The 17,431-nt window shown below is 72.7% G+C and carries 17 protein-coding genes; 8 read left to right on the top strand and 9 right to left on the bottom strand.

Annotated features, from left to right (window positions below):
- The first annotated feature begins 15 nt into the window (after window positions 1-15).
- Complete coding sequence (locus tag AC2YHB_RS24500) at window positions 16-1,200, top strand: RNA polymerase sigma factor (protein WP_308645704.1); 1,185 nt, start codon at window positions 16-18, stop codon at window positions 1,198-1,200.
- On the opposite strand, the gene AC2YHB_RS24495 is transcribed toward AC2YHB_RS24500, so the two are convergent.
- From AC2YHB_RS24495 to AC2YHB_RS24470, 6 genes are all read right to left on the bottom strand, one after another.
- Window positions 1,169-2,443, bottom strand: coding sequence for a sensor histidine kinase (locus AC2YHB_RS24495; RefSeq protein WP_179648468.1), 1,275 nt, complete (start codon window positions 2,441-2,443; stop codon window positions 1,169-1,171). The two genes, AC2YHB_RS24500 and AC2YHB_RS24495, sit on opposite strands and share 32 nt — an antisense overlap.
- Window positions 2,436-3,179 (bottom strand): response regulator transcription factor, encoded by a 744-nt coding sequence (locus AC2YHB_RS24490; RefSeq protein ID WP_242530403.1) that lies wholly within the window; start codon window positions 3,177-3,179, stop codon window positions 2,436-2,438. The genes AC2YHB_RS24495 and AC2YHB_RS24490 overlap by 8 nt, the downstream gene beginning before the upstream one ends.
- 1 nt (window position 3,180) lies before the next feature.
- On the bottom strand, window positions 3,181-3,564 hold the full coding sequence (locus AC2YHB_RS24485) for a hypothetical protein (RefSeq protein ID WP_179648466.1): 384 nt from the start codon (window positions 3,562-3,564) through the stop codon (window positions 3,181-3,183).
- On the bottom strand, window positions 3,564-5,366 hold the full coding sequence (locus AC2YHB_RS24480) for an Ig-like domain-containing protein (RefSeq protein ID WP_487354768.1): 1,803 nt from the start codon (window positions 5,364-5,366) through the stop codon (window positions 3,564-3,566). Before AC2YHB_RS24480 ends, AC2YHB_RS24485 begins: the two co-directional genes overlap by 1 nt.
- A 188-nt stretch (window positions 5,367-5,554) precedes the next feature.
- Entirely contained in the window at window positions 5,555-6,133 is a 579-nt protein-coding gene (locus AC2YHB_RS24475) for a signal peptidase I (RefSeq protein ID WP_179648464.1), read from the bottom strand.
- A gap of 59 nt (window positions 6,134-6,192) precedes the next feature.
- Window positions 6,193-6,723, bottom strand: coding sequence for a TasA family protein (locus tag AC2YHB_RS24470; RefSeq protein WP_179648463.1), 531 nt, complete (start codon window positions 6,721-6,723; stop codon window positions 6,193-6,195).
- 201 nt (window positions 6,724-6,924) lie between these two features.
- On the opposite strand from AC2YHB_RS24470, the gene AC2YHB_RS24465 reads away from it, so the two are divergent.
- Both AC2YHB_RS24465 and AC2YHB_RS24460 read left to right on the top strand, forming a co-directional pair.
- Window positions 6,925-8,856 (top strand): M3 family metallopeptidase, encoded by a 1,932-nt coding sequence (locus tag AC2YHB_RS24465; RefSeq protein WP_487354767.1) that lies wholly within the window; start codon window positions 6,925-6,927, stop codon window positions 8,854-8,856.
- Window positions 8,857-8,998: 142 nt separating this feature from the next.
- Window positions 8,999-9,772: a PadR family transcriptional regulator gene (locus AC2YHB_RS24460; RefSeq protein WP_179648461.1), complete on the top strand. Its 774-nt coding sequence runs from the start codon at window positions 8,999-9,001 to the stop codon at window positions 9,770-9,772.
- A 95-nt stretch (window positions 9,773-9,867) separates the two neighbouring features.
- Here AC2YHB_RS24460 and AC2YHB_RS24455 read toward each other — a convergent pair whose 3' ends face one another.
- The 3 genes from AC2YHB_RS24455 to AC2YHB_RS24445 all read right to left on the bottom strand — a co-directional run bounded on the left by AC2YHB_RS24455 (window position 9,868) and on the right by AC2YHB_RS24445 (window position 12,170).
- Window positions 9,868-10,974, bottom strand: coding sequence for a TolB-like translocation protein (locus AC2YHB_RS24455; RefSeq protein WP_179648460.1), 1,107 nt, complete (start codon window positions 10,972-10,974; stop codon window positions 9,868-9,870).
- Window positions 10,967-11,512 (bottom strand): SigE family RNA polymerase sigma factor, encoded by a 546-nt coding sequence (locus tag AC2YHB_RS24450; protein WP_036549441.1) that lies wholly within the window; start codon window positions 11,510-11,512, stop codon window positions 10,967-10,969. Before AC2YHB_RS24450 ends, AC2YHB_RS24455 begins: the two co-directional genes overlap by 8 nt.
- Window positions 11,513-11,624: 112 nt before the next feature.
- Entirely contained in the window at window positions 11,625-12,170 is a 546-nt protein-coding gene (locus AC2YHB_RS24445) for a winged helix-turn-helix transcriptional regulator (RefSeq protein WP_207007466.1), read from the bottom strand.
- A gap of 55 nt (window positions 12,171-12,225) precedes the next feature.
- Between AC2YHB_RS24445 and AC2YHB_RS24440 the strand changes: the two genes are divergently transcribed.
- The 5 genes from AC2YHB_RS24440 (at window position 12,226) to AC2YHB_RS24420 (ending at window position 17,274) form a co-directional block, all read left to right on the top strand.
- Window positions 12,226-13,791 carry an MFS transporter gene (locus AC2YHB_RS24440; protein WP_487354766.1) on the top strand — a complete coding sequence of 522 codons (1,566 nt, stop codon included), beginning with the start codon at window positions 12,226-12,228 and terminating at the stop codon, window positions 13,789-13,791.
- Between the two features lies 1 nt (window position 13,792).
- Window positions 13,793-14,497 (top strand): SDR family oxidoreductase, encoded by a 705-nt coding sequence (locus tag AC2YHB_RS24435; RefSeq protein WP_487354765.1) that lies wholly within the window; start codon window positions 13,793-13,795, stop codon window positions 14,495-14,497.
- Entirely contained in the window at window positions 14,494-14,976 is a 483-nt protein-coding gene (locus AC2YHB_RS24430; RefSeq protein WP_179648456.1) for a PaaI family thioesterase, read from the top strand. Before AC2YHB_RS24435 ends, AC2YHB_RS24430 begins: the two co-directional genes overlap by 4 nt.
- A 31-nt stretch (window positions 14,977-15,007) precedes the next feature.
- Complete coding sequence (locus AC2YHB_RS24425; RefSeq protein ID WP_207007460.1) at window positions 15,008-15,847, top strand: MBL fold metallo-hydrolase; 840 nt, start codon at window positions 15,008-15,010, stop codon at window positions 15,845-15,847.
- Window positions 15,848-15,909: 62 nt separating this feature from the next.
- On the top strand, window positions 15,910-17,274 hold the full coding sequence (locus AC2YHB_RS24420; protein ID WP_487354764.1) for a hypothetical protein: 1,365 nt from the start codon (window positions 15,910-15,912) through the stop codon (window positions 17,272-17,274).
- The last annotated feature ends 157 nt before the right edge of the window (window positions 17,275-17,431 follow it).

The raw sequence follows: 17,431 nt of genomic DNA, 5'->3' as shown, positions 1-17,431 counted from the left end.
ACCGCGGTCGAGCGGATCTTCCGCGAGGAGTACGGCCGGCTGATCGCCTCCCTCGTCCGCCGCTTCGGTGACATCGACATCGCCGAGGAGGCGGCGGGGGAGGCCCTGGTCGCCGCGCTCGAGAAGTGGCCCGAGGCGGGCGTCCCGCCCAACCCCGGCGGCTGGCTCACCACCACCGCCGGCAACCGGGCCATCGACAAGCTCCGTCGCGAGAAGGTGCGCGAGACCAAGCACGAGGCCGCTGCCATGCTGTACGACGACACCCCGCACGAGCCGACCGGCGCGATCACCGACGACCGGCTGCGGCTCATCTTCACCTGTTGCCACCCTGCACTCGCGCCGGAGGCCCGGATCGCGATGACCCTGCGCCTGCTCGGCGGGCTCACGGTCGCCGAGATCGCGGCCGCCTTCCTCGTCCAGGAGACGACGATGGCCCAGCGGATCACCCGCGCCAAGGCCAAGATCAAGGGCGCCAACATCCCCTACAAGGTCCCCGAGGCCGAGGACCTGCCCGCCCGGGTGGGCGCGGTGCTCGCCGTCCTGCTGCTGATCTTCAACGAGGGCTACCTCTCCACCGGCGACGGCGACCCGATCCGGGCGGACCTGACCGGTGAGGCGATCCGGCTCGCCCGCACGCTGCACGACCTGATGCCCGACGAGCTCGAGGCCACCGGCCTGCTGGCACTGCTGCTGCTGACCGAGTCGCGCCGTGCGGCGCGGGTGCGCGGCGACGAGCTGGTCACCCTGGAGGAGCAGGACCGAGGCGGCTGGGACCGCGCGCTGATCGCCGAGGGCCAGGACCTGGTCCGCGCCTGCCTCGCCGCCAACCGGCCCGGTCGCTACCAGATCCTCGCGGCCATCAACGCCGTCCACACCGACGCCCCGACGGGCGCGGCGACCGACTGGGCCCAGATCGCGGCCCTCTACGACCAGCTCTCGCGGATCGACCCGTCGCCGATCGTCGCGCTCAACCGGGCCGTCGCGATCGCGGAGCTCGACGGGCCCGAGGTGGCGCTGGCGATCGTCGACCGGCTGCCCCTGGAGACCTACCACGCCTGGCACGCGACCCGGGCCGAGCTGCTGCGCCGGCTCGGTCGCTCGGCCGAGAGCCGCGAGGCGTACGACGCCGCGCTGGCCGTGTGCGACAACACCGCCGAGCGCGCGTACCTCACCCGGAAGCGGGACCAGCTGGCGCCGTGACCCGGTCGCGGGGCGGCAGCCACAGCACGAACCGCGTGGTGGCCGAGGCGGTGTCGATCGACAGGTGGCCGCCGCAGACGTCGGCGAGCTCGGACGCGACGGCGAGCCCGATCCCCTCGGACCCCGCGGACCCGGTGCTCACTCCGCGGTGGAACACGTCGGTCCCCAGCGCCCGGGTGCCCTCGTCGCCGACCACCAGCTCCAGGTGCGTTCCGGCGTCGCGGACCTCGACGCCGATGGTGCCGGCACCGTGCTTGCGGGCGTTGTCGAGGAGGACGTCGAGCACCTGCTCCACCGGCCCCCTGGGCACGCGCGTCCGGGACCGCCGCCCCTCCTGCTGGAAGGTGATCGTCCGTCCCGTGGAGGCCAGCCGTCGCTCCCACCGCTCGACGCCGGCGGTGGCCAGCGCGACCAGGTCGATGACTTCGTGCGCGTCGATGCGGCGCCCACGGGCCAGGTCGAGCAGCTCGTCGACGGCGGCGTTGAGGCGGTCCAGCTCGGCGATCCCGCGCTCCAGCTCCTCCCGGACCTCGGGCGCCGTCTCGGGCCACAGCGTCAGGTCCTCGAGCCCGAGTCGCAGCGCCGTGACGGGCGTGCGCAGCTGGTGCGAGGCGTTGGCCGCGAACTCGCGCTCGCGGCGTACCAGGTCGTCGAGCTGGGCCGCCGCGCCACGGAGGGAGGCCCCGATCTCCTCGGCCTCCGGGACCGCGTACGACGGCACGTCGAGGTCGAAGTGCCCGCGGCCCAGCTCCCGCGACAGGCCCGCGAGCTCCTGGAAGGGGCGCGACATCCGGCGCGCGATCGCGAAGCCCAGCACCGCCGACCCGACGGCGAGGACCAGGCCCAGCAGCACGAGCGGGGTGATCGCGTCGCGGACGCTCGAGCTGATGGTCTCGCCGGACACGCTCAGCCGCAGCGAGCCTCCGTCCGGGAGGGGCTTGGTGACGATGATCCCGCCCTCGCCGTCGACGGAGTCGCCGACGGCGACCTCGGCACCGTCGGCGGGGCGGTACTCGACCCGGTCGGCGCCGGCGAGGCCGTGCTCGAGCAGCGCCGCGTCGACCTCGCCGCCGGCATCACGTCGCTCCTCGACCAGGCCGGCGAGAGCGGTCGAGGTGCCGTCGAGGGTGGCCCGCTCCTGGTCGCGGACCAGGTCGGCGAGGAAGTAGGCACGGGGCACGCCGTAGAGCCCGATGACGGCGAGGGTCAGTCCGACGAAGGCGATGACCAGCCGCTCACGCATCGCGCGGGGTGTCCTCGAGCCGGAAGCCGACGCCCCGGACGGTGCCCAGGGCGATGGGGGCGTCGCTGTCCTGCAGCTTCTGGCGCAGCCGGCCGATGGTCGCGTCGAGGGTCTTGGTGGAGCCGAACCAGTTCTCGTCCCAGACCTCGGCCATCAGGGTCTCCCGGCTGACGACCGCCCCGCGGTGCTGCTCGAGCAGCGCGAGGACGTCGAACTCCTTGGCGGTCAGCGCCAGCTCCTCGTCGCCGGCCCACACGCGGCGCGCTGCACGGTCCAGCCGGAAGTCCGGGACAGCCGGCGCGGCGGGCCCGGCCGCCGACGGCGCTGCCGCCGGTGCGACCTCGGGCGCCGCCTCGACGACGGCCGGCCGGTGCGAGCGGCGCAGCAGGGCACGCACCCTCGCGAGCAGCTCGGACAGGCTGAAGGGCTTGGCGAGGTAGTCGTCGGCCCCGACGTCGAGGCCGACCACCCGGTCCAGCTCGCCGGCCCGGGCCGTGAGGATGACGATGCCGCCCTCGTAGCCCTGGGACCGGAGCTGTCGGCACACGTCGAGTCCGTCCATGTCGGGCAGGCCGAGGTCGAGGAGCACCAGGTCGACACCGCCCGCGGCCACCGCGTCGATCGCGGCATGCCCCGCGGCGACCCGCTCGACGTCGTAGCCCTCGCGCTGCACGGCGCGGAGCAGGGGCGCGGCGATGGCGTCGTCGTCCTCGACGATCAGCAGGCGCACGGGCACCTCACCGAGCATAGGGGGCCGGACCGGCCCAGGCGGACCGGGCACGCTCGCGCCGGTCGACCTCGATGGCGACGAGGATGCCCATCGCCACCGCCAGGACGATCCCGGCCCTCGCGTCGATGTCGTGCCGGACCTGGCCCGGGAGCCCGATCGTCAGGGCCAGCACGGTCAGGCACAGCTGCGCGCCGGTGACGACCACGACCGGGAGCCTGGTCTCCAGCGCGTTCACGCGGGACAGCGCCAGCGCCGACAGCAGGCTCAGCGGCGCGAGGATCGCGGCACTGACCGACGTACGGTCACCGATCCCGCCGGCCCACCACACCTGGCACAGGCCGAGCAGGGTCATGAGGATGGTCGCCGTCCGCCAGCCGCGGGTGTGGTTCATCAGAGGTCCCTGTCCGCTGGTCCGGACTCCGTCACCGGCGTCGCGGCGCAGGCGCCCCCACCGAGCGAGGTCGCGGCGGTGGACGGGGTCCACACCATCGTCGGCGCCACCGACGACGTGCGCAGGCCGCCGCCCGACGCGAGCGTCCCGACGACGATCGTGACCACCGTGCGGCCGACCCCGTCGACGGTGACGGTGGATGCGGTCATGGTCGCGTTGAAGGTCGCCGTCTTGCGGGCCTTGACGTAGTCGTCGCGCAGGCCGATCGAACCGAGCTGGACGGCGTTGCCGTTGCGCAGCACGTCGAGCACGTCGGTCCGGTTGCCGCCGCCGACCAGGTTGCCGTCGCGCAGGCGCAGGCTGACCGGCAGGGCGGCGCCGGTCCAGCCGGCGGTGATGCTCGCCGGGGCGACGGACTCGCTGTAGGTCAGGGTGATCGTGTCGCCGGCGTCGAGTCGCCCGAGGGTGCCGTCGCCGTTGGAGGCCTGGACGTCGACGGCACGCAGGGTGCTGTTGTCGACCTTGCGGGCGCTGACGACCGCCGAGGTGGAGGCGGCGCCGCGGCCGTCGACGACGATCGCCCGCAGGTCGTAGCTGCCGTTGGCGACCGTGCGCGTGTCCCACGCGCAGGAGTACGGCGCCGTGGTGCTCGGGCAGAGGTCGGTCCACGTGCTCGTGCCGGTCGCGGCGCGCTGGATGCGCACCGAGGCGACACCCGCGGTCGAGTTGGCCTGCGCGGTCACCGTGACCGTGCCGGAGAGGTAGGCGCCCGGGTCGTCCACGGAGATCGACGAGACGGTGTTGTCGACGACGCGGCCGGTCACGCCGGCCGAGGTCGCGGTGTTGCCGGCGACGTCGGTCGCGACGGCCCGGAACGAGTAGGTCCCGTCGGTGAGCGTGGTCGTCGCGACGCGGCAGCTGAACGGCTCGGCGGTGGTCGTGCAGAGCGTCTGCCAGGTGCTGGTGCCGTTGCGGAGGTGCTGCAGCACGACCTGCTGGACGCCGGAGCCCGCGTCGGTGGCGCTCGCGGCGAAGGTGACCGAGCCGCTGAGCGGGCTGCCGGGGTCGGTCATCGTGACCGTCGGGGCCAGGTTGTCGACGAGCACGTCGCTGACGACGGCCGAGGTGACCGTGGTGGTGCCGGACGTGGCGACGGCGCGGAGGTCGAAGGAGTCGTTGGCGAAGGACGTCGTGCTCCAGGTGCAGCCGAACGGGGCCGACAGGCCGGAGCACAGCGTCTTCCAGCTCGTGCTCCCCGCCGTGGCGTACTGGATGGTGACGAGCCACGGCAGCGCGCCGCCGTTGTAGACGGTCGCGCCCATCGCGACATTGCCGCGGACGACGTCGCCGGGGTCGGCGAGGACCACGACGACGTTGTTGGCGACCGTCGTCCGCACGCTGTCGGAGAGGCTGGTGTAGCCGGCGCCGTTCACGGCGCGGGCCCGCAGGTCGTAGCTGCCGTCGGCGAGCGAGCCGGTCGCCCACGCGCAGGAGTACGGCGCCGTGGTGTCGGTGCAGACCGTGGTCCACGTCGACGCCCCCGGGGCGAGATACTGCAGGGTCACCGACGCGATGCCGGACTCGGCGTCGGTCGCGGTCGCCGACAGGGTCACCGTGCCCTGCAGCGGCGTACCGGGGTTGGCCAGGGTGACCGCCGGGGCGGTCCAGTCCTGCGCGGCCTCGACGGTGCCGGAGGAGGCGCTGGAGCTGGTGAAGGTCGCGTCCGAGAACCCGCTGGAGAAGCGGGAGGCCAGCGCCACGACGAGGATCCCGAGGATCAGGATCGCGGGCGTGCGGCGCATGGTCGGTCCTTCCTGGCGTGGGTGCTGACGGAGGTGTTCGGGGATGCTTCAACGGTAGGGAGAGGCGGACCACGACGGGTCGACGCGATCTCCACGGGCGCTCCACAAATCGGAACGCACTTGTGGGAGGTGCGGGAAGACGACAGCGGCTGCCTCCCGGCCCCACGCCAGGAGACAGCCGCAGCTCGTCAGGCCGTGCGCACCCCGCCCGGTCCACCCCCCAGTGCGGGATCGGGACGAGTGCGTACGGCGGCGACCAGCTGGCCGAGGCTGAGCAGGGCGACGAGCCCTGCCGGGAGTCCGATGACGAGGAGTCGGACCTGAGGATCGGCCAGCGCGATGAGGATCCAGCCCGCGTGCGGGACGCCGAAGCTCACCACGGGCTGCGTGTCGGAGGTGAGCGAGAACAGCCACGGGTCGGGGTCCGGGTTGGCGTCGCCCTTCGTGCGCAGGACCTGCTCACCCTCGGGCGAGCGGCCGATCGCGATGATCCGGTGGGTGACCAGCGTGGTCACCCCGGACGACGCCGGCGGCTGGTAGGTGATCACGTCCCCCACCTCCAGGTCCGCCGCCGCGACGGGCTTCTCGAAGACGATCGAGCCCTTCTCGTACGTCCCGGACATCGACCCGCCGGTGATCACGTAGCGCTCGTGACCCAGCAGTGACGGCAGGACGTAGGCCGCGCCGAGCAACGTCACGACCACGAGAAGGAGATTGCCGAGCAGGCCGGTCGCGCGACTGAGCCGGGGGTGGCGTTGTGCGGTCATGGTGCTCATCTCCGTGGTCTCGGGCCGGTTCTCGTGGCAGGACGTTGCTCAGCGCGGGGTCACTGGTTGGTGGTCTCGCCGTTGAGCTGGATCGAGTCCCACTGGTACGACGCCGAGGCGGTCTTGCCCTGGTCGGCGTTCGGCGTGGTGGTGGCGAGCTTCACGGTGAACTTGTAGGTGGTCGCCACGCCGGGCTGGACGACGCCGAGGTCGTTCTTCGTGCCGTCGACGAGACCGCCGAAGGTGCCGTTGTAGACGGGGGTGCCGGTGGTCGTGTTGGTGATCACCAGGCTGAGGTTGTCGCCCGTGAAGCCGTTGGTCGACGCCGTCTCGGTGAGGCTGAAGGTGGCCGGCAGGCTGCCGGTGTTGGTGAGCGTGAGCGAGCCGTTGAGCGTGTCGCCCGGCTTCATGTTCGTCAGGTTGAAGACAGCGCCGCCGTCCTTGGAGTTGCTCTGCGACAGCGTGCCGGAGGTGACCGCGCTGACGGTGTTGTTGGACTGCGAGGTGAACGTCGCACCCGATCCCACGGCGATGGCGCCGGCGGCGGCCATCGTGGCGAGCGGGAGGAGGACCTTCTTGGACATCTGCATGACTGACTTCTCCTGGGTGTGTTGCCTGGTCTGTGGCGGGGTGTTTCCCGATGGCCAGAACTCTTCCAAGGCGAGGGCCACAGGAGATCGACGCGATTCCTCCACGAAGTCCTCCGCTCCTCCACGGTTTTCCACATCGCTCCACGGGAACTCCACGCCGGACCCGCGCCGACGCGGGGGCGGCGCTCGTAGGATCTCGCCATGACGCCGGCTCCCCTCGCGCTCCCGACCGCGCCCGACCTCTGGCCCGACTGGATCCGGGAGCGATCGGCGTCCGAGCTCGCCCGCGCGACCGAGCTCGTCGACGGGCTCCGGACCGCGCCGCCGGCCGACCCGGTCGCCGTACTCCGGCAGTGGGACCGGGCCGCCGGCCACCTCGGCAATGTCGCGGCCTTCGGCTCGCTGCTGGGCAACGTGCACCCGCTCGAGTCGGCGCGCGACCTGGCCGACGCCGCCGAGCAGGAGGCGTCGAAGCTGGGCACGCAGTGGAGCCTCGACCGCGAGCTGTACGACGTCTTCGCGGCCATCGACGACTCGTCGGTCGCCCACGACCCGCTCGCCGTGCGGCTCCTCGCCAAGGTGCGGGCCGACTTCCGCCGCTCCGGCGTGGACAAGGACGAGGCGACGCGGGAGCGGATCTCCGCGATCCGCGAGCGGATCACCGAGCTCGACCAGGAGTTCAGCCGGGTCACCCGCGACGACGTGCGCACGGTCCGCGTGCGCCCCGAGCAGCTCGCCGGCATGCCCGCCGACTGGCTCGAGGCGCACCCCGCCGACGACGAGGGCCTGGTCACCGTCACCACCGACTACCCCGACTCGGTGCCGGTGCGGATGTTCGCCCACGACCAGGGCGTCCGCCGCGACCTCACGATCGCCTTCCTCGAGCGGGGCTGGCCCACGACCGAGGCACTGCTGACCGAGCTCTTCGCGCTGCGCCACGAGCTGGCCACCACGGTCGGCTACGCCGACTGGCCGTCGTACGACGCCGACGTGAAGATGATCGGCACGGGCCCGGCCATCCCGGAGTTCATCGACCGGATCGCCACGGCCGCCGAGGAGCCGATGCGGCGCGACCTCGCCCAGCTGCTGGCGCGCTACCGCCGCGACTTCCCCGACGCGACCGAGGTCCCCGGCTTCGACTTCCAGTACTACGCCGAGCTGGTCCGCTCCGAGGAGTACGACGTCGACGCCCAGCGCGTGCGCACCTACTTCGACTTCGGCAAGGTCCGCCAGGGCCTGCTCGAGGTGACCGGCCGGCTCTTCGACCTTGCCTACCGACCCGTCGACGTCCCCGTCTGGCACGAGGAGGTCACCGCCTACGAGGTCGAGCAGGCCGGCCGCGTGATCGGCCGGATCTACCTCGACCTCCACCCGCGCGAGGGCAAGTACAAGCACGCCGCGCAGTTCACGCTGACCGACGGCGTCGCCGGCGAGCAGCTGCCCGAGGGCGTGCTGGTCTGCAACTTCTCCCGCGGCCTGATGGAGCACGACCACGTCGTGACGCTCTTCCACGAGTTCGGCCACCTGCTCCACCACGTGCTCGCCGGCCACGGCGACTGGTTCCGCTTCGCCGGTGTCGCGACCGAGTGGGACTTCGTCGAGGCGCCCAGCCAGATGCTCGAGGAGTGGGCGTGGCACGCCGACGTGCTGCGCACCTTCGCCAGCGACGCGTCGGGCGAGCCGATCTCCGCCGAGCTGGTCGCCGCGATGCGCGCCGCCGACGACTACGGCAAGGGCATCTACGCGCGCACCCAGATGTTCTACGCCGCCATGTCGTACTGGTTCCACGCCGACCGGGCCGGCGCGGAGGTGCCCGACCTGACCGAGCGGATGGTCGAGCTCCAGGCCCGGTACGCCGCCCTCCCGTACCTCCCCGGCACCCACATGTTCGCCAGCTTCGGCCACCTCGGCGGCTACAGCTCGGCCTACTACACCTACATGTGGTCGCTGGTGATCGCGAAGGACATGTTCAGCGCCTTCGACGAGTCGGACCTGTTCGCGCCGGAGGTGGCCCACCGCTACCGCGACGCCGTGCTCGCCCGTGGCGGGGAGGGCGACGCCGCCGACCTCGTCGCCGACTTCCTCGGCCGGCCGTTCGCGTTCGACGCGTACGCCGCCTGGCTGGCGCGCTAGAAGTCGTCGGCCACCCCCTTGTGTCGGCCAACGCTTACGCGTACGCTTGCGATATATCGCGATACCAACACGAACTGTTTGCGCGATATCCCGAACTCGCAAGCGGGCCCACGAGGCCCCGACAGACGAAGGAGGTCCCATCATGGGACGCCACAAGAATTTCGGACCTGACGACTGCGGCCCCTGGGGCAACCCGGAGCTGCGCGGATTCCAGCGCCGCAACCGCGGCGACTTCGGCCCCGGGCCCTGGGGTGCCTGGGGCGGCGGCTGGGGCGAGCCCGGCCGCGGCGGACGCCACGGCTTCGGCGGTCACGCCGGGCACGGCGGTCCGCCGCCGTGGCTGGTCGGCCTCTTCGGCCAGGGTCGCCCCGAGCCGGGCCGTGGTCCGCGGGTACGCCGCGGCGACGTCCGCTCGGCCATCCTCGACGTGCTCCGCGCGGCCAACGAGCGCGAGGAGTCGCCGAACGGCTACCAGGTGATCCAGCAGATCACCGAGCGCAGCGGCGGCGTGTGGAAGCCGAGCCCCGGCTCGGTCTACCCGACCGTGCAGCAGCTGCTCGACGAGGAGCTCGTCGAGAACGACGAGGCCGGCCGCCGCGGCATGCGGCTGACGACCAAGGGCGCGGCCTGGTGCGAGGAGCACGCCGACGAGCTCGCCGCCGTGTGGGTGCCCTTCGACCGCCGCAAGGAGGCCGAGGCCACCGGCGACGGCGGCCAGCCGGGCAGCGCCGACATCAAGGCCGAGATCGGCCAGGTGATGGGCGCCGTGTGGCAGATCGTGACCGCAGGCTCCGAGGGCCAGCGGCGCGCGGCGGTCGACGTGCTCGTCGAGGCGCGCCGCAGCCTCTACGGCATCCTCGCCGACGGTCCGGACGCCGACCAGGCGCAGCCGGCCGAGGACGAGGACGACGCCTGACCCGACCCGGTACGGCGTGACACGAGGGCCCCGGCCCGGGTGATCCCCGGGCCGGGGCCCTTCGCGTGCTGCCGCCCTGCCGCCCGGCGCTCGCCTCAGCCGGCGTTGAGGAAGTCCGGTGCCAGCACGGTGTCCACGGAGTCGTCGCCCCGGCGGGCGCGCTGCGTGGCGCAGATCCCCGAGGTGAGGCAGCGGCGCACCCACGGCGAGCTGCCGTCCTGGCCGATGAGCGCGCCGTCCTGGGACCAGCCCGCGGAGATGGACAGCCGGTCGAGGGGGACGCGGTCGCCGCCGGCGGTCGGCTCGACGTACTGCCCGTCGGTGCCCCCGAGGAACAGCCACCGGCCGTCGGGCGAGACCGTGACCACGCTGAAGTCGCCCTCGACGGACCGGCGGACCTCCCCGGTGACAGCGTCGACGACGACCCACTGCCCGTCGTCGTTCCTGGCGATGCCCACGCCGGAGCGCACCGACATCGGCAGCCGGGGGAGGTCGGTGACCTTCCCGGAGCGCCACTCGACGCGGTGGGCGACGTGGTCGGCCGTCGAGAAGTACGCCGCGTCGCCGTCCAGCAGCGCCGGTTCGAGGATCTCGCCGCCCGACGCCAGGGTCGACCCGGGCGACGGCAGGGCGACCTGGCCCACCTCGCTGTCGGTCACGACGTCCCAGACGTGCAGGACGAGCTCGTCCGCCCGGCTGGAGACCCAGGCGACGCGCGGCGCTGCGATGTCTCCGTCGACGGTCGGCGTCCCGTCCGGGATGGACAACCGTCGCGTGCTGCCGTCCGGACGGACGAGGGTGAAGCGCCCGGCCTCGCCGACGATGCTCTTGACGACCACGCCGGCCGTGGTCTGGGAGAGCCGGACGACCTGGCCGGGCACGGTGACGGGGATGCCACCCACGGTGACCTCGTGGTCCGTCGCGGACCAGGTCGCCCACGACTCGTACGCCGTCGGGAGCTCGTCCGCGTCGTCCTTGCCCTCGTTCGTGACGGAGTGGTTGCTGCGCGGCTTCCCGGCGAAGGGGTCGACGAGGGCGACCCCGCCCCCGATCACGCCGAGCACGACCGTCGCGGCGGCGACCGTCGCGACGCGGCGACGGGTGCGCAGGGCGCGGCCCCGGGCGGCGATGCCGGCGACGTGGGGGTGCGGCACGTCGACGTCGTCGACGGAGCGGTGCAACAGGTCGGAGAGCTCAGGCATGGGGTCCTCCCGGAGCGGTGGCGGCGAGCTCGATGTCGCCGAGCAGGGTGCGCAGCCTGGTGAGCGCGACCGAGGTCTGGCTCTTCACGGTGCCGGGGGCCACGCCGAGCGCGTCGGCGGTCTCCTGGACCGACAGGTCGTCGTAGAAGCGGAGGACGACGACCGCACGCTGCCGCGGCGAGAGCTGGGCGAGTGCCGCGGCGACGTCGACGCGCTCGCCGACGGTGCTGACGGTGTCGCCCTGCGCCGGCCGCTCGGGCAGGGTCGCAGTGGGTCGCTCGTTGCGGGTGGAGCGGCGCCGGTACCAGCTGGTGGTCTGGGTGACGAGTGCCCGCCGGGCGTAGCCGTGCGCCGCGCCCACGTCGCGGATCCGGTGCCAGTTGCTGTAGGTCCTCGCCAGTGCCGTCTGGACGAGGTCCTCGGCCAGGGCGTGCTCGCGCACGAGCAGGACCGCGGTCCGGTAGAGCGCCGGCCAGGCGGCATGGACGAGCTCGACGAACTCCTCCTCCGTCGGCCCCCGAGACGCGATGACGGGCATGGGTCGATCCTCTCTCGTCGACCGCTGACTGCGGCCTGCGCAGGGAGGACGCCCGGGAGCCGGGTCCGGTTGGGGTGGGTCGGCGTGAATCTGCGCCGCTGCGCTCCGGTGGTCAGCCCTCGAGCCGGCGTCGGCCGGCGAGCGCGTACTCCTCGTCCCTGAGCCGGACGGCCGCCCGGTCCACCGGGACCTCGTGGCCCTTCTCGCACGTCACCGTGACGGACAGCGGCGTACCGCAGTCGCGGTGGACCAGCTCGACCCCCGTCCGGTGGTCGTCGCGCAGCCCCTCGCCCCACTGCACCATGGCGACGATGATCGGGAAGATCCCGCGCCCGCGCTCGGTGAGGACGTACTCGTCGCGGGTGCGCTTGCCCGCCTCGCGGTAGGGCCTGCGGTCGACGATCCCGTCGGCGAACAGCTGCTTGAGCCGTCCCGCGACGACCGCCTCGCTGAGCCCGGTCCGGCGGACGAGCTCGTCGAACCTGGTCCCGCCGTAGAACAGCTCCCGGATCACCAGCATCGCCGAGCGGGTGCCGATGACCTCGAGGGAGCGCTCGATCCGGCACCAGCCCTTCGCGGGCCACTCGTCGCGCTCGGAGAACGCGCCCAGGCGCTCGAGGACGTCGGTCGGTCCAGCCGCGCTGCCGTCGTGATCCATGGCTCGATTCTACTTCTGGCTTTGCCTCTTGCAAGTCAGCGTGTATGGTCTGGCTATGGTTTCCATTAGTCAGGATCGTGGTACGGCGGCGGCGCCGCTCGTCCGGAACAGGTGGCCCAGCCTGTTCGTCGTCTGCATCGGCGTGATGATGACCTTCGTCAACGCCTCCTCCACGATCGGAGCGCTCGCGTCGATCCAGGACGACCTCCACGTCCCGGGCAGCTCGCTGGTGTGGGTCACCAGCGCCTTCGCGCTCGCGCTGGTGAGCCTGGTGATGTCGGCCGGGACCTTCGCCGAGCTCTACGGGCGTCGTCTCACCTACGTTTCGGGCACCGCGATCTTCACCGGCGGGAGCCTGCTGGCGTTCCTGGCCGACAGCTCCGGCGTCCTGATCACCGCGCAAGCGGTCATGGGCGTGGGCGCGGCAGCGATCCTGCCGTCGGGCCTGGCGATCGTCAGCACCAGCTTCCACGACCCCCACGAGCGCACCGGCGCGATCAGCATCTGGGCCAGCTGCGCCGGGCTCGGCCTGGCCATCGGACCGCTCGTCGCCGGCGCGCTGCTCCGCGAGTTCTCCTGGCACAGCGTCTACCTGACCAACGTGCTCCTCGGCGTCGTCGCCGGAGGCCTCGCGCTCCTGGTGCTCGGCGAGAGCAAGCACCCCTCGCGCCAGCTGGACCCGCTCGGCGTCGTCCTGGGCACGGTCACGGTGGCGGCGGCGACGTACGCCGTCATCGAGGGCGGAGCGAGCGGCTACGGAGAGCCCCGCATCGTCGTGGCCTATGTCGTGACCGCGGTGGCCGGCGTCCTGTTCCTGTGCGTGGAGTCCACCCACCACGACCCGATGCTCGACCTGGGCCTGTTCCGGAGCGCGTCCTTCACCACCGTCATGCTGGTGGGTGCAGCGGCGATGTTCGGCTTCGTCGGGATCGCGCTGCTCAGCGTGCTGCACCTCCAGCGGGTCGCCGGGTACGACCCGCTCGGCGCCGGCGTCCGGCTGATGCCGATGATGCTCAGCTACGTCGTGCTCAGCGCGTTCGGTGCCCGGATCGTCCGGACCATCGGGTTCACGGTGACGCTGACGGCCGGCCTGCTGCTCATGGGTGCCGGCGCGCTGTCCCTGCTGTGGAACGGTGCGGACACCGGATATGCGCACATGTGGCCCGGACTGCTGCTGGCCGGCGTCGGAAGTGCGCTGCTCATCGCCCCGTCGACCGCGGCGGCCGTCAACAGCGTGGGCCCGCTGCAGGCCGGCATGGCATCGGCGACCGTGAACCTCTTCCGCCAGCTCGGCTCCATGCTCGGTCCCGCCGTCCTCGGGACGATCGCCACCAGCCGCTTCCCGTCCATCCTCGCCGAGAGCCTCGACGACAAGGGCGTCCCGCACGCCACCGCCGACGCGGTCGCCACGAGCATCAGCCACGGCCAGGCGCCGCACGCCGACGCGAACGCCCTGGCCCTGCTCCCGGGCGCCGTGCCCGACGCCTTCACCACGGCACTCCACGGAGGGCTCCTGGTCGGCGGCTTCGTCCTGCTCGCCATCGCCGTGCTGGCGGCGCTCTTCGTCCGCCACCAGCAGCCCGCTGCCCCCGCCACACCCCTCGTCCCCGAAAGGAACTGACATGCCCACCCTCAACGGAGCCGTCGTGCTCGTCACCGGAGCCAACGGCGGCCTCGGCACCCACTTCGTCCACCAGGCGCTCGAGCGCGGTGCCGCCAAGGTGTACGCCGCGGCCCGCAACCCACGCGAGTGGGGCGACGACCGCATCACGCCGCTGGTCCTCGACGTCACCTCGCCGGAGTCCGTCGCGGTCGCGGCCGACATCGCCCGTGACGTGACGGTCGTGATCAACAACGCCGGGGCGTTGAACGGGTCCAGCGTCCTCGGCGACCTGTCCGCTGCGCGCGAGCTGTTCGAGGTGAACTTCTGGGGAGCGCTCGAGGTCACCAACGCCTTCACCCCGGCCCTGAGGTCGTCCGGCGGAACGCTGCTCAACGTGCTGTCCGTCCTGAGCTGGCTCGGCATCGGCGACGCCTACTCGGCCACGAAGGCCGCGCTCTGGCAGGCGACCAACACCCAGCGCATCAAGCTGGCCGCCGACGGCGTGCACGTCGCCGGCCTCCACCTGGGGTACGCCGACACCCCCATGACCCGGGGCGTGGACGCTCCCAAGCTCGATCCGGCCGACGTGGTCCGCTCGGCGTACGACGGCCTCGAGGCCGGCAGCCACGAGATCCTCGCCGACGAGCTCAGCCGCCAGGTGAAGGCGGGCCTGGCCGCCCCGGTCGAGGTGCTCTACCCCCAGCTCGCGCGGAGCGACGCATGAGCCGGGAGCGCACCTACGCCTGGGAGGACCCCAAGGTCTTCGCCGATGCCGCGGCCGGCCTGGCCGGACTGGACTTCCTCAACCTGATCGGCAGTGGCGAGCTGCCCGTCGTCCCGGCCGGTGCCACGACCAACGTCCTCCCCGTCGCCGTCGGCGACGGCTGGGCGGAGTTCGAGATGCAGCCCGAGGAGTGGCACTACAACCCGATCGGCTCCGTCCACGGCGGGATGATCGCCGGCCTCGCCGACTCGGCCCTCGGCTGCGCCGTCCACACGAAGCTCCCGGCCGGGGTCGGCTACACCTCCCTCGACCTGAACATCAGGTTCACCCGGGCCGCCAACCTCGACAGCGGCCTGCTCCGCTGCCGGGCGGAGGTCGTCACGATCGGGCGTCGTACCGCCACCGCCGAGGCGAGGGTCCTCGACGGCGACGGGCGGGTCGTCGCCCACGCATCCACGACCTGCCTCCTCCTCCGCTGACCCACCCGCCCCTCGACCGACGGAGCAACCCATGTCCGACAAGCTGTCCTACGACGTCTTCATCGCCGACCCCGTGCCCCAGGACGTCACCGACCTCGTGCCGAACGGCGACAAACGCATGTTCTCGCCACTCTCGATCACCCTGGTCTCGGGCGACCGGGACGCCGTCCTCGTCGACCCGCCGATGACGATCGCCCAGACCGCGGCCGTCGGCGACTGGGTCGAGTCCACCGGGAAGAACCTGACCCACATCTTCGTGACCCACGGCCACGGGGACCACTGGTTCGGCTCCGCCGAGCTCGCCGAGCGGTTCGGCGCCGAGGTGGTGGCGACCGCCGGGACGATCGAGCAGATGCACCGCAACCTCGCGATCCGCGAGTTCTTCTGGGATGCGCTCTTCCCCGGCCAGATCCCGGCGACCGACGTCGTGGCGACTGAGGTGGTCGGCGGCACGATCGGGCTCGAGGGCCACCTGCTCACCGTGGTCGACGTGGGACACACCGACACCGACGACACCAGCGTGCTCCACGTCCCGGACCTGGACCTGGTCGTCGCCGGCGACGTGATCTACAACGGCGTGCACCAGTTCCTCCGGGAGGCGCAGGGCGACGGCATCGGCGCGTGGTTGGACGCGATCGACACCGTCGAGTCGTTGCGCCCGCGGCTCGTCGTGGCCGGCCACAAGGACAAGGGCCTCGACGACGACGCGGAGCGGACGGTGCGCGAGACGAGGGAGTACCTCCTGGCGGCGAGGACGCTCCTGGCCGAGGAGACGACCGCCCTCGGCTTCTTCAACGCCATGCTCGACCGCTTCCCCACCCGGCTGAACCCGGGCGCGCTGTGGGGCGGGGCGACCGCGCTCTACCCCTGACGCGGTCGTCGGAGGCCGGGTTGCGTGGATTCGGGAGGGCGTCGCGCGGATAGGCTCGGCTCGTGCGCCGACCCGTCCCCGCCGCCCGCCACCTCCTGGCCGGCGCCTGCTGCCTGGCCTGGCTCACCGTCACGACCGGGTACGCCGCCGCGGCGGGCGCCGCTCCCGACCGGGTCGACGTCGGGGGTGAGGCGCTGGAGGGCGGCACGGGCAGCACCAACCCGGCCGAGCCCACGACGCTGGGGCCGGGGCTGTGGTCCGACACGCTCGGCGGCTCCGAGGCCCAGAACGTCCACCACTTCACCTACGACCGCCGGATCCGCGACAGCACGGTCCACATCGGCGTCATCGGCTCGCCGCCGAGCGCCGACTCCGACGCGCTGAAGGTCGACGTCGGCTACGTCGACGAGGACGGCAACCTCACCTCCTGCGCGAGCGACGACGACTCGATCACCTACGGCATCCCGCAGTCGGTGCTCGGCACCGCCGTGAGCATCGGCCAGACCGCCGCCGACTCCACCGACCGCCCGCCGTGCCTGACGGCCGCGACCCTCGAGATCGAGGTCAGCCGCGGCTCGAGCAGTGTCACGCAGGAGATGCCGGTCGCGATCAAGGTCGTCGAGGAGGCCGGGGTCAGCGACCCCCTGTCGCTGCCCGAGACGCCGGAGGCGGTCAGCTTCGACGTCCCGGACGCGGGCGACGCCGAGGACCTCGCGGGCGCGACGTCGTTCGACGAGGCGCCGGAGCTGGACTCCTCCGCCGACGGCGTCACCGTGTCCACGACCCTCCCGCAGGGCTCCGAGCAGCTGTGGCGGGTCGGGGTCGACTGGGGCCAGCAGGTCGTCGCCCGGGTCACCGCCGACCAGGCCGACGAGGCCGACTTCGAGGGCCGGTACGGCGGCGTGCCGGTCCGGGTGCGCCTGGTCGACCCCCGCCGCGAGGTCTACGCCCTGACCGACGAGGCCGCGAGCGACCAGAGCGCCGACGGGTCCTACCAGGTCGACGAGCCGGTCGACATCGTCGCCGGGAGCAACCCCCTGCAGTACCGCAACCGCTACGACGACGAGCTGCCCGTCGTACCGGGCGACTACTGGATCGCCGTGTCGGTGGGCCCGGTCGACCCCACCGCCGACCTCGACCCGCTCGACGTACCGGTCGAGCTGACCGTCGCCGTGACGGGGGAGCCGTCCGGGAAGCCGTCGTACCCGGGCGTCGTCACCTCTCCCGACGAGGGCGCGCAGATCGAGGGCTACTCGCCGGACGAGCCCTTCCTCGTCGCCGAGGACACCTTCTCGGCCGTCGCGTCGGGCAACCCGGTCTCGGGCGACGGCTGGTTCAGCACCCGCCGCTGGGCAGGCCTGGGCCTGGCCGCGGTCAGCGTGCTGTGCCTGGGCGCGGGGCTGGTCCGCCTGCGCGCCCGCCGCTGACCCGCACGGTCGACCGTCAGCCGAACAGCAGGAACAGCGCGACCAGCAGCCCGACGATCCCGACGCCGAGCAGCACGAACGCGTCGACGGGCGTTCGCGCCCCGCTCCGGTGCGGTGCCGGCACGTCGGGGCGCGTGGGCGTGACGAGGGGGGCGGT

It is taken from the genome of Nocardioides sp. SRI_004 (assembly GCF_057586415.1).
The sequence above is the reverse complement of the archived record's forward strand: the minus strand, read 5'-3'. Positions and strand labels throughout refer to the sequence as shown.

Coding starts and splice junctions, on each gene's coding strand:
- AC2YHB_RS24495 (WP_179648468.1), bottom strand. CDS start 2,443: ATGCGTGAGCGGCTGGTCATCGCCTTCGTCGGACTGACCCTCGCCGTC.
- AC2YHB_RS24485 (WP_179648466.1), bottom strand. CDS start 3,564: ATGAACCACACCCGCGGCTGGCGGACGGCGACCATCCTCATGACCCTG.
- AC2YHB_RS24480 (WP_487354768.1), bottom strand. CDS start 5,366: ATGCGCCGCACGCCCGCGATCCTGATCCTCGGGATCCTCGTCGTGGCG.
- AC2YHB_RS24475 (WP_179648464.1), bottom strand. CDS start 6,133: ATGACCGCACAACGCCACCCCCGGCTCAGTCGCGCGACCGGCCTGCTC.
- AC2YHB_RS24470 (WP_179648463.1), bottom strand. CDS start 6,723: ATGCAGATGTCCAAGAAGGTCCTCCTCCCGCTCGCCACGATGGCCGCC.
- AC2YHB_RS24465 (WP_487354767.1), top strand. CDS start 6,925: ATGACGCCGGCTCCCCTCGCGCTCCCGACCGCGCCCGACCTCTGGCCC.
- AC2YHB_RS24460 (WP_179648461.1), top strand. CDS start 8,999: ATGGGACGCCACAAGAATTTCGGACCTGACGACTGCGGCCCCTGGGGC.
- AC2YHB_RS24455 (WP_179648460.1), bottom strand. CDS start 10,974: ATGCCTGAGCTCTCCGACCTGTTGCACCGCTCCGTCGACGACGTCGAC.
- AC2YHB_RS24450 (WP_036549441.1), bottom strand. CDS start 11,512: ATGCCCGTCATCGCGTCTCGGGGGCCGACGGAGGAGGAGTTCGTCGAG.
- AC2YHB_RS24445 (WP_207007466.1), bottom strand. CDS start 12,170: ATGGATCACGACGGCAGCGCGGCTGGACCGACCGACGTCCTCGAGCGC.
- AC2YHB_RS24440 (WP_487354766.1), top strand. CDS start 12,226: ATGGTTTCCATTAGTCAGGATCGTGGTACGGCGGCGGCGCCGCTCGTC.
- AC2YHB_RS24435 (WP_487354765.1), top strand. CDS start 13,793: ATGCCCACCCTCAACGGAGCCGTCGTGCTCGTCACCGGAGCCAACGGC.
- AC2YHB_RS24430 (WP_179648456.1), top strand. CDS start 14,494: ATGAGCCGGGAGCGCACCTACGCCTGGGAGGACCCCAAGGTCTTCGCC.
- AC2YHB_RS24425 (WP_207007460.1), top strand. CDS start 15,008: ATGTCCGACAAGCTGTCCTACGACGTCTTCATCGCCGACCCCGTGCCC.